Annotated in this window: 11 protein-coding genes and 4 pseudogenes; 10 read left to right on the plus strand and 5 right to left on the minus strand. The window is 45.4% G+C overall.

The window, feature by feature from the left end:
* Nucleotides 1-73 precede the first annotated feature (73 nt).
* The 3 genes and pseudogenes from HCR01_RS32865 (at nucleotide 74) to HCR01_RS32875 (ending at nucleotide 1,298) form a co-directional block, all read left to right on the plus strand.
* Nucleotides 74-844, plus strand: coding sequence for a hypothetical protein (locus HCR01_RS32865; RefSeq protein ID WP_193200163.1), 771 nt, complete (start codon nucleotides 74-76; stop codon nucleotides 842-844).
* Between the two features lie 56 nt (nucleotides 845-900).
* Nucleotides 901-1,047 (plus strand): annotated as a pseudogene (locus HCR01_RS32870) (SDR family NAD(P)-dependent oxidoreductase); the annotation flags it as partial.
* A 59-nt stretch (nucleotides 1,048-1,106) separates the two neighbouring features.
* A complete protein-coding gene (locus HCR01_RS32875) occupies nucleotides 1,107-1,298 on the plus strand; it encodes a hypothetical protein (protein WP_193200164.1) in 192 nt (63 codons plus the stop codon).
* A 66-nt stretch (nucleotides 1,299-1,364) separates the two neighbouring features.
* Here the strand turns inward: HCR01_RS32875 and HCR01_RS32880 are convergent, their stop codons facing one another.
* The gene (locus HCR01_RS32880) at nucleotides 1,365-1,502 is read right to left on the minus strand and encodes a hypothetical protein (protein WP_193200165.1); all 138 of its coding nucleotides are present in this window, start codon (nucleotides 1,500-1,502) and stop codon (nucleotides 1,365-1,367) included.
* Nucleotides 1,503-1,603: 101 nt separating this feature from the next.
* Nucleotides 1,604-2,402: pseudogene (locus HCR01_RS32885) on the minus strand (IS5 family transposase).
* Nucleotides 2,403-3,066: 664 nt separating this feature from the next.
* On the opposite strand from HCR01_RS32885, the pseudogene HCR01_RS32890 reads away from it, so the two are divergent.
* A pseudogene (locus HCR01_RS32890) lies at nucleotides 3,067-3,287 on the plus strand (IS701 family transposase); the annotation flags it as partial.
* On the opposite strand, the gene HCR01_RS32895 reads toward HCR01_RS32890, so the two are convergent.
* Nucleotides 3,240-3,587: a hypothetical protein gene (locus HCR01_RS32895; protein ID WP_193200166.1), complete on the minus strand. Its 348-nt coding sequence runs from the start codon at nucleotides 3,585-3,587 to the stop codon at nucleotides 3,240-3,242. The pseudogene HCR01_RS32890 and the gene HCR01_RS32895 sit on opposite strands and share 48 nt — an antisense overlap.
* Nucleotides 3,588-3,734: 147 nt before the next feature.
* Here HCR01_RS32895 and HCR01_RS32900 point away from each other — a divergent pair.
* Both HCR01_RS32900 and HCR01_RS32905 read left to right on the plus strand, forming a co-directional pair.
* Nucleotides 3,735-4,878 (plus strand): annotated as a pseudogene (locus HCR01_RS32900) (IS701 family transposase); the annotation flags it as partial.
* Between the two features lie 184 nt (nucleotides 4,879-5,062).
* A complete protein-coding gene (locus HCR01_RS32905; RefSeq protein ID WP_413773999.1) occupies nucleotides 5,063-5,263 on the plus strand; it encodes a hypothetical protein in 201 nt (66 codons plus the stop codon).
* A gap of 43 nt (nucleotides 5,264-5,306) precedes the next feature.
* On the opposite strand, the gene HCR01_RS32910 is transcribed toward HCR01_RS32905, so the two are convergent.
* Both HCR01_RS32910 and HCR01_RS40235 read right to left on the minus strand, forming a co-directional pair.
* Nucleotides 5,307-6,206, minus strand: coding sequence for an AraC family transcriptional regulator (locus HCR01_RS32910; RefSeq protein WP_226889840.1), 900 nt, complete (start codon nucleotides 6,204-6,206; stop codon nucleotides 5,307-5,309).
* Complete coding sequence (locus HCR01_RS40235) at nucleotides 6,199-6,324, minus strand: hypothetical protein (RefSeq protein ID WP_264299970.1); 126 nt, start codon at nucleotides 6,322-6,324, stop codon at nucleotides 6,199-6,201. Before HCR01_RS40235 ends, HCR01_RS32910 begins: the two co-directional genes overlap by 8 nt.
* Nucleotides 6,325-6,595: 271 nt before the next feature.
* Between HCR01_RS40235 and HCR01_RS32915 the strand changes: the two genes are divergently transcribed.
* The 4 genes from HCR01_RS32915 (at nucleotide 6,596) to HCR01_RS32930 (ending at nucleotide 9,574) form a co-directional block, all read left to right on the plus strand.
* Nucleotides 6,596-7,351, plus strand: a complete 756-nt coding sequence (locus tag HCR01_RS32915) for an SDR family NAD(P)-dependent oxidoreductase (protein ID WP_193200168.1) — start codon at nucleotides 6,596-6,598, stop codon at nucleotides 7,349-7,351.
* Nucleotides 7,352-7,504: 153 nt separating this feature from the next.
* Complete coding sequence (locus HCR01_RS32920; protein ID WP_226889836.1) at nucleotides 7,505-8,068, plus strand: SDR family NAD(P)-dependent oxidoreductase; 564 nt, start codon at nucleotides 7,505-7,507, stop codon at nucleotides 8,066-8,068.
* Nucleotides 7,992-8,918: an N-acyl homoserine lactonase family protein gene (locus tag HCR01_RS32925; protein WP_193200169.1), complete on the plus strand. Its 927-nt coding sequence runs from the start codon at nucleotides 7,992-7,994 to the stop codon at nucleotides 8,916-8,918. The genes HCR01_RS32920 and HCR01_RS32925 overlap by 77 nt, the downstream gene beginning before the upstream one ends.
* A 326-nt stretch (nucleotides 8,919-9,244) precedes the next feature.
* Nucleotides 9,245-9,574 carry an antibiotic biosynthesis monooxygenase family protein gene (locus HCR01_RS32930; protein WP_193200170.1) on the plus strand — a complete coding sequence of 110 codons (330 nt, stop codon included), beginning with the start codon at nucleotides 9,245-9,247 and terminating at the stop codon, nucleotides 9,572-9,574.
* Nucleotides 9,575-9,695: the final 121 nt, after the last annotated feature.

Consider the following 9,695-nt stretch of genomic DNA (forward strand, 5'->3'; position numbering starts at 1 on the left):
CACCAAAGAAGTTGAGCATTGGAACTCTTTATTATACTACTGCCAGAGTGACAAAACAGGGTAAACACAGATAATGGAACTCTCAAAAAAAGCTCGTAGTACCATGATTCAGAAAAGCCTCGAAACACGAGAAAAGTTTCCGATCTCATACTTCGATTCACGAAAGTATATTCAGCACAACGTCGGTTTGGAAGATGGACTTGGCCCGATTCTTCAGTTTATGGACAATCTGCCCGCCGATTGTACTCAGGTGACCGTTTGCCGTGCGATCGAGGATGGTGATTACAGCGTACTTCATGCCGATTATATTCTCGGTGATTGGGGTTCAATGGTCGGCTTTGAAATTCATCGTTGGGAAGATGACCGCATTGTAGAGCACTGGGATAATCTTTGCCCTACTCCTATTCAAAAGAACGTGAGCGGACGCTCAATGACTGATGGTGCAACCGAGGTTGTCGATTTGGAGCGCACTCAAAGCAACAAAGCTCTAGTCTACGAATTTACCAAGAAGATTCTTGTTGACGGAGAACTTTCCTCACTCTCCAACTATTTCGCGGATGGTGCATTAGTTCAACACAGTCCATATTATGGCGACGGTGTACAGTCCTTCGAGGCGATGATGAAGGCTTGGCAAGCTGATGGCGAAACGGCTTACCAGCGTATGCATCTGCTGCTGGGCGAAGGCAATATGGTGCTGGCCGTTAGTGAGGGCATTTTCAAAAACAAACCTGCTGCTTTTTACGATCTGTATCGTCTTGCAAACGATAAAATCGCCGAACATTGGGAGATTTTTGAAACAATACCCCCTCGCAATACATGGAAGAACTCCAATGGCAAATTCTAGGGCGTGTCGTCTGAGCCAGATGACAAATACCCAAAGTAAAAAGGAGAAAAGCCAACATGTTAAACGTTGAAAACAAAGTCATCGCTATCACAGGAGCCAGTAGCGGCATTGGTGAAGCCACCGCTAGATTACTCGCTCACAAGGGTTTACGGGTTGTATTGGGGGCACGGCGCACCGATCGCATCCGAAATCCGATCAAGCAGTAATTCTGCGATCGCTCAATGACAACACATGTCTGGAAATCAGCAATTGGAGTTGTGTCATGGATGTTCAACGAATGGGATGCTTATACAATCTCTACTGCATCGGCTGGAAAAATGGTTCCTTGAAGCATCTCTCTCCTTTGCAACACGGGTTGTTCAGCATTTTTCTGTATTACCGGAGAGGCTACGCCGAAGGTTCTCAATGGAGACAGGATTGCTTGAGAAATCCCAGCAGTTCGCGCTTCTTGTGACCAATCTGCTATTCACATTAACTGGAACAAGGAATTCAATCATGCAAACCATTGCGATCGACACCATCACGCAAGCCGCGATTGATCGCAAAGACGGAGGTAAAGCTCCTCTGCTGTTTTTGACCAAGAACGCGCTTCTAACCATGACCAGCAATTCGCTAAACTGGCTCCGATGCGCCACGGACTTGATTTATCGATCTGCATGGTGCTGTCTGAACTTCCTGACGACGCCCAGATTCTCTGCGTCGGCGTAGGAAACTATCTCAAAACGGAAAGACAAATTTGAGGAGCGTTGAATGAGAAAATTAATTTGTATTGGATAAGCGCCAGCAACGACGATACCAAAGCAATGCACAAGCCAGCTTGATCAGTCCGAGGTAGTTGCAGGCTTTCTTATCGTAACGCACTAAAATCGCTCGACATTTGGATAGCCAGCCAAGCGTTCGTTCCACGACCCACCGCCTAGCAGGATGAATCTTCTGTCGATTCTCACCCCACTTTTCTTCACCAATTTTGCGAATGTGTGATGTGTATTGATGCTTCTCAACCGCTTCTCGACCTGTAGGATTGTTATAACCTTTATCTAAACAAAGATGTTGTTTCAGTTCTTTTGGATCTGGGCGCTCGACAATAACGGCTGACAAGGTCTTTTCGAGTAGCTTGGTATCGTGTACATTTGCTCCAGCAATCACAACTGCGAGTGGACCCCCATTCGCTTCTACTAACAAGCTTCTTTTTGTACCCGGTTTTGCTCAGTCAGTTGGATTGGAACCAATTTCATCACCGCCAAATCTAGCCTTCGCCATTGCTGCATCTGCACTTTGCCATTGCCAATCAACATCATCAAGTTCTTCACATTCCTCGACTAATGCCGCCCAAATACGATCCAAAATACCAAGACGTTCCCATCGTTGAAAGGTACGATGAACAGAACTATCATCAGGAAAGTTATTGGGAAGTTGATTCCATTGACAACCACTCCGCAATCGGAAAATGATTGTATTTAACGCGGCACGGGAATCAATACGTTTACGTCCAAGGTGCTTAGGTGGATCCATATTCATCTAGAATCAGTTTAAGCTTATACCAAAGCTCATCTGGCACTTGCCAAAGTGTTCCTAGTGTTTTTCGATGTTGATGAGCATTAATGTTTTTCAACGATTTGCGCCAAGATGATTTCACTGCAAAAATTTAGAAAACTTTTTGGTGCATTAGTTCAACCAGCGTGCAAAAACTCAGTTTTACTTGCACATTAGTTGTTACTACACAAACTTTAGTCTTTGCATTAATTGGCTTCGTCAATAACCCCGTTGCAGCAATGGAGATGATGAAATTGCTATAAGCAGTATTGGAATGCTGGAAGGTACTATGTTACGTTACCTGAATTGTTAAAGTCGAGATGAGAAACTACCTTAATAAATATGTAATAAATATGTGTTCTGTAGGATTTTGCTCCGACTTAAGATGGTTTTTGATCTCAACCCAATAAATTAATTTTTGGATCGGTTTCATATTCTTATCTATCTCTTGCTAGTTAGTTAATTGAGGCGATAAAATTACTATCGCCTCTTAAAGTTATGCTACTAACGACTGCTAGGAGCAGGGCAAACGCATCTAAATATTGACGAGTCTAACTAAAAGTAGAATGCATTATAGTCTAAGCCCCGTAGGACTTTCAGAAAATTAAACCTTTAGTTTAAAATAACGCTCTTCCATCACTCTCATGAGAGAATAAGAAGGGAAAGTATCGCAAACTCTTTGCTGGACTATGTTTGAGGCAAGAGAAGCAGCCGAAACTATAAAATTTGTGGACGATTACTGTGAATGGTATAGAAAGCTATTTCCAGAAGTGAGAAGTTTTGAAGCGTTTAAATATCTGCACGTTGGGATGATTTCGGATATTAAACGTAAAAACTACCAGCAATATCGCGTGTAGTAGGATTAAGTAATGAACAAGGGAGCAGAATGATGATGAATAGAATAATCTGGTAACTGGGCAAATACTTCTATAGTGTTATCCAAATCGATAATGTGAATAATTGCTGATGCACCAGCGAGATTATCAATTTTATCTAAAGCAACAAGATCAAGCTTGCCACACTTGAGGTAATCCTCCAACTGTGCTACTTGAAGTTGCTGGTTAATTTCTATGACTTGACGCTCAAAATGGGAATACTGTTCTGCTATTAGCAATCTCATGTAATTGCGATATACAGGCTCTACTTTTTCGTAATAGAAAAACTGTGCATCTAAATTGCTAGATAAAAGATTATTACGAATTTGTGTCACGCTATCAATGGCCGCACCGTAAGCTTGAATCGCTGCTTGAAATTTACCCTGTTTTTGGTATAAATTCCCTAACGGGACTTAAACAAAAGAGGAGAGTAAAAAGGGTATAATGCTTAACTAGCATAGCTTTCACGTTGAACAAAGCTCATGAAAGAAACTACCCCCGCAGCCATGCCTCCGTGCTTTGAAAGATGGTGTCAACGATTTGATGATGTGTTTACTTATAAAGCTCAAAAAAGAGAGTTTAGAAACTATGTAGGGGGATTATTGGGTGAAAGTGAGAGAAAAAATCTATTCCAGATGGCAGAGAACGCTGTAGGGGTGACTTACCACCGATTACACCACTTCTTAACTGAGGCACCTTGGTCTAGTTACCAGGTCAATGAGCGTCGTTTACAGATCATGAACAAGTGTAGTCAAACGAGAATTAGTAGAGGATTTAGCCTGATAATTGATGATTCTGGACATAGAAAAAGCGGTAATTTTACGGACGGGGTAGGAAGACAGTATATAGGAGAAATTGGCAAAACAGAGAATGGAATAGTAGTGGTAACAACGCTAGATGATGGCAGAAAAAGCCTACCATTAGATATAGAGTTATATCAGCACGCCAGTTCTCTACCTCAAGGGAAACAAGACCGCGAAGCTCGCCACGTCGAAGATTCGATGTGGCAGACTTCGCCAGAATTTGAGAAAAAACCTGAACTAGCGCTCAAATTAATAGACAAAACATTAGAAAGAAAATATCAACCAGGAATAGTAATTGTAGATGCAGGATATGGTAACAATACATCCTTTTTATTAGAAATAGATAAACGGCAATTAAAATATTTAGGAGGATTAGCTAAAAACCGAAAAGTAACTGTGACTCTAAATGAGAATATTCAACAAACAATTAGGCTAGATGAATTAGCCCGTAGTCTATGCCCAGAGGCTTTTACAGAAATTCAACTAAATTTAGAACAACCCAAAACAGTATGGGTTAACTAAAGAAGTAGAGATATCACCACTCGTGGGGAAGCGAAATGTTGCTATTATCATGAACGCTGCGACTTTCTCACTAGCCACTGATATCGACTATTTCATCACCAATGTTTCTTCATCAATTGTCACACCACAATGGATAGTTGACACTTATAGCTCAATAAATTGGGTAGAAGTTTTTTATAGAGAAGCCAAGGGTTGGTTAGGACTAAAAGAATATCAAGTCCGAGAGAAAAGAAGCCTAGTTCGACATTTTATTTTAGTTTTTTGTGCCTATACTTTTATTCTTTGGCATCAGCTTACAGGTCAGGGCGGCCGCATCATGTCAATAAATAAAGTATATTATCAATAGAGTTAAAACTAATGTCATTAAGTCTTGCTTATTGCTAAAAATTTAGGCGTAGGCGCAGCCCGTCGCAGACATCGCTTTGGGGCTTAAAAAATAATCAAACGCGAAATCCTGATTTTTTCGTTGTTTCTTAACCTTCGTTGTGATCAAGAGTAATTTAGATGCGTTTGCCCTGGCTTACAGGTGGCTTGAGGCGCAGGTGGGCAAACAAACCAAACCTTTGAACACTTTTACTGAAGCTTTAGAGGCATTTAGAACGGCTATGTCTTATCGATTTTTCGATTGGTTGACCCTCAATCGTGACCTGTTTGCTTCTTATAAAGACAGTTTGGGCTATATTTAGGCTTAATTTTTGTTTAAGTCCCGTTAGGGATGCACTACAGTTGTTATGCCAGGTGCTGCGTGTATTCCTTTGCGCTTCTCATCCGGCTGGCATGACGACCTGGTGGTTCGCCAAAGAGTCGACTATACTCGCGGTTGAATTGCGACGGGCTTGAATAGCCCACCGCGTATCCAGTGCTAGAAACATCTGTTAGTTGGCTCGCAAGAAGACGCCTCGCCTCCTGAAGACGGATACACTTCTGGTATTCGAGCGGACTCATTGCAGTGATTTCACGAAAATGGCGATTCATTGTCGAAATACTCATTCCTGCAATTCTGGCTAATTCATCTGCCGTATAGTCAGTCGCGTAGTGTTCGTGCAACCACGCAATGGCCCTGCCAACCTGCGACAGCCTGCTGTTTGCTTGACTTGCCGCAAGCAGTGACCGACCCCACGGCCCAACGTAGAGTCGATAGAGCAGTTCCTGCTCGTATAATGGTGCCAGGACATCGATGTGCTGGGCATTGTCGAGTAATTGCGCCAGCCTCAAGGCTGCATCAATCACTTCGGTTGTGGCGGTTCCCGCCTGAAGTCCCTGATCGCTCCCTTGTGTGGTGTTGGACACCACTGTTGCTCGGATAGCGATTTCGGCGAGCGTTGTGTGGTGTAGATCGAGGCATAGCGCGAGATACGGATGCTCAGGAAGCGCCTGCAAAATGGTGCCAACAACAGGCAGATTGACTGTAACAAGAAAGCAATCGCCTGGTTCGTACTCAGATGTTTTCTCACCGAAGAACACTTGCTTTCGACCAGAGACAACTAAGCAGAATAGAGGGTGATAGATTGCAGGTGTCCGAGTTGTTGGATGGTCGGCACGAAAAATTGAAAGCCGAGGCACCACGGTGGGCTGCATTTGTTCCGACGCAAAGCTGTGGCGTGAAAGAATCTGAGCGAGTTCATGCATTTTGTTCACGGCGATCCATCATAATTAAACCCAAAGATTGCTTAATTTTATCAACTCTGAGCGAATTAGGCAAAACTTTGAGTGGATTGGCGATTGTTCTCTGGGCTGCAAATGCCATAATTCAAAGTAATGGAGCGAGGCTTCCGGAATAGTGTAGTCGCGTTCTTGTTCAAATTAAGGCGGAATGTGCAATTCGGAGAAAACATGCAGCGTGGCAACGAAGTAGCTTCACAATCCGCTCTAAGGAGACGCTCTACGGTGCAATTACGCTCAATGCCATCTCGACCCTTAGAAAGTAGAGCGCTGCGCCCGAGCATTAGTTATCACAGACCCATCTTAGAACGTATCAATCGAAAGTCAATCAAAAGGATCAACAAAGGAGTTGTAGCATGACTAAAATCACCCTGATCACCGGAGCTGGTCGTGGGCTTGGACGAAACACTGCTTTAAGTGTTGCTCGCCAAGGCGGCGATGTCATCATCACATACAGGAGCAGTGCCCAAGAAGCTCAGGCTGTTGTTGCCGAGATCGAGGCTATGGGTCGTAAAGCGATCGCCTTTCAGCTCGACAGCAGCGATGTTACCGCTTTCACGCCCTTCGCTGAGCGCCTGCGGACGGCACTGCGCCAGACCTGGCAGCGTGAGACATTTGATCGCCTCGTTAATAACGCGGGTTACGGCGAGTACGCTTTGATTGAGAAGACGACCGAGGCGCAGTTCGACGGCATGGTTAACGTCCACTTCAAGGGTGTATTCTTCTTGACCCAGGCGTTGCTGCCGCTGATCGCGGATGGCGGTCGCATCGTCAACCTGTCTACTGGACTGACGCGGATATCGTATCCTGGCTATGCCGCTTATGCAGCGGTGAAGGGCGCGGTTGAGGTGCTTACCCGATATATGGCTAAGGAGCTGGGTGGACGCGGGATCGCAGTCAACACGGTGGCACCAGGCGCGATCGAAACCGATTTTGGCGGCGGTGTTGTCCGCGACAACCCAGAACTCAACAAGCAGTTTGCAGAAATAACGGCTCTCGGTCGTGTCGGACTGCCAGACGACATCGGGCCGATGATCACAGGTCTGCTGTCTGAGGACAATCGCTGGGTGAACGCGCAGCGGATCGAAGTGTCTGGTGGTCAAGGCCTCTGATCGGTCAGCCACCAACCGGGCGAGGCGACGATCAACACCTTCGCCTCGCCATTCGCGAATCAGGCACGAAGCAGACAGTCGCAGAGATCGAGGCAATCTTTGAAACGATGTCAGGGAAATTAGCCATCTAAGCTGTCAGGAGGGAACAACGAGATGCAAGATTTCAACGCAAAAGTGGTCGTCATAACCGGAGGTGCTACCGGTATTGGCTTTGCGTTTGCCAAGCAGTTTGCACAGCATGGTGCTCGGATCATCCTTGCGGCGCGTCGGCGCGAACGTCTGGACGAAGCAGCAGCGATTTTGGCCGCAAGCGGTACTGAAGTCCGGGTGTTTGAATGTGATGTGACTCAACGGGGTCAAGTCGAAGCCTTGGCTGACTTCGCCTGGGGAGAGTTCGGACGGGCGGATGCGATCGTCAATAATGCCGGGGTTCTCCCCACTCTATCAACCGTCATCGAAACGAGTATGGATGAGGTACAGCGCGTGTTCGATGTCGATTTCTTCGGAGTCTGGAACGGAGTTTCGGTGTTTGGGCAGCGGTTCATCGCGCAGAGAACGCCAGCCGCGATATACAACGTCGGCTCGGAGAACTGTTTCTTCAATGCTGTTCCGAGTATGAGCAAGAGGAAAGGAGAAAGATATGGTAACAAGACGAAAATTCATAAATACAGGAGTTTTAGGAGTTGCCGCAATTGCTGCTACCTCAACATTGTTTAGATGCTCCAAAAAGGTTTCGGCACAAAATAATTCGATTATAGGAGATTTCGCTATAACAGAGAACACAAAACATTCTGGAACCATCGACAGGCTCTACGCCCTAAATGGTGGATTCGCGGTAGCACCCGATCAATCTGTCTACTCCCCAGGAAAAGCGAAGAAGGGTGAACAAATCATTCTATCCTGCAATGCTTATCTGATTCGCCGCGCAGGCGAGTGGATCATGTGGGACACTGGCATTGAGGATGAAGTCGCAAAAGTACCTGGCGGCAGGATCATTGCCCACGACATCAGGGGTATCGTTGTTAGAACCATAAGTTCTCAACTCGCAGACATAGGCATCGCGCCTGCAGACGTCAGGACGGTTATTTTGTCTCACGCTCATTTCGATCATGTGGGCAACGCTGCGCTATTCCGGCACGCGACCTGGTACATCCAGCGTCGCGAGCATAAGGCAATGTTCAGCCCTGATTATGAGCAGTATGGTTATTCTCCGTCGCTCTATGAAGATCTTAAGCAAGCGAAAGTTAAACTGATGGATGGCGATCGCGACATCTTCGGCGACGGTTCAGTGAAGGTAATTTCCACGCCGGGGCACACTCCCGGTCATTGCTCGCTACTGCTTTGCTTGGCGAAAACTGGACTGGTTCTGCTCTCAGGCGATGTTGCACATTTTCGCTTCAACATGGAGCATCGCTGTGTGCCGACTATGAATAGCAATCCGGAGGAATCGCGACGTTCGATGGAGCGGGTAGATGCGATCATTCGCAATGAAGGAGCACAGATCTGGTTCAACCATGACATTGTGCAAACGGCGACCTTCCCACATGCCCCAGCGCATTTTAACTGAGGTTGCATTAGTATTTGCAAATTACACTGGAGCATCTTTATGCGGCATTGTTGCATGAATAAGGAAAACGGTAAATTTTCCTTATCGCCTATGTTCTCTGCTCAGCCTCAGCTCAACGATGAAGACGAAAGCCCAGTACAAAGTGGCTTTGTTGCATGAAAGAAAGCCGTGATCATATATCCATCTGGTTGCATGATGTTGTCATTGGACTATTCATTAATCGCTACGAGTTGGGATTACCCATCTAGCTGTTTATCCACACGTCTGAAACACTACCAAAATGGATAAAGTCAAGCTCATAGTTCATCATTAAGCAAGGTTAAACTATGCCAACGATTTCACAAGCAAGCAATCTATTTACCGAAATTATCGTGTTCACCGTTGAACCCTCACAACAACAAGCGTTGATTGACGCGATCGTCAGTGATGCTGATCGATGGATAAAACATCGTCCAGGCTTTCTTTCTGCCTCGATCCATAAAAGCCCGGATGGAACCAAAGTTGTGAACTACGCCCAATGGCGATCGTCATCGGACTGGCAAGCATTCACGGAAGATCCGCAGTGGGCAGTTTTAAATGAAAAATTCAAACAGTTTGACATCAAAGCACTCGACTTTGATTCCTATCAGGTTCAGTGTGTGATTGAAGTGCCCTAACCTGAGTCAATCATTTTTCATCTTTTACAGCAGTTTCGAGGTAAATGAGGTACAGTAAATATTAGTGCATCGAGAATGACAATGAAAGCGTACTCCATCGATTTGCGTTCAAAAATAGTAG

The sequence above is a fragment of the Nostoc sp. MG11 genome (assembly GCF_014904695.1).
In the GTDB taxonomy this organism is placed as follows: Bacteria; Cyanobacteriota; Cyanobacteriia; order Cyanobacteriales; family Nostocaceae; genus Komarekiella.

Excerpts from the sequence above, each read along its gene's own strand:
- HCR01_RS32930 (WP_193200170.1), top strand. The coding sequence starts at position 9,245 with ATGCCAACGATTTCACAAGCAAGCAATCTATTTACCGAAATTATCGTG.
- HCR01_RS32920 (WP_226889836.1), top strand. The coding sequence starts at position 7,505 with ATGCAAGATTTCAACGCAAAAGTGGTCGTCATAACCGGAGGTGCTACC.
- HCR01_RS32910 (WP_226889840.1), bottom strand. The coding sequence starts at position 6,206 with ATGCATGAACTCGCTCAGATTCTTTCACGCCACAGCTTTGCGTCGGAA.
- HCR01_RS40235 (WP_264299970.1), bottom strand. The coding sequence starts at position 6,324 with ATGGCATTTGCAGCCCAGAGAACAATCGCCAATCCACTCAAAGTTTTG.
- HCR01_RS32865 (WP_193200163.1), top strand. The coding sequence starts at position 74 with ATGGAACTCTCAAAAAAAGCTCGTAGTACCATGATTCAGAAAAGCCTC.
- HCR01_RS32915 (WP_193200168.1), top strand. The coding sequence starts at position 6,596 with ATGACTAAAATCACCCTGATCACCGGAGCTGGTCGTGGGCTTGGACGA.
- HCR01_RS32880 (WP_193200165.1), bottom strand. The coding sequence starts at position 1,502 with ATGCAGATCGATAAATCAAGTCCGTGGCGCATCGGAGCCAGTTTAGCG.
- HCR01_RS32875 (WP_193200164.1), top strand. The coding sequence starts at position 1,107 with ATGGATGTTCAACGAATGGGATGCTTATACAATCTCTACTGCATCGGC.
- HCR01_RS32925 (WP_193200169.1), top strand. The coding sequence starts at position 7,992 with ATGGTAACAAGACGAAAATTCATAAATACAGGAGTTTTAGGAGTTGCC.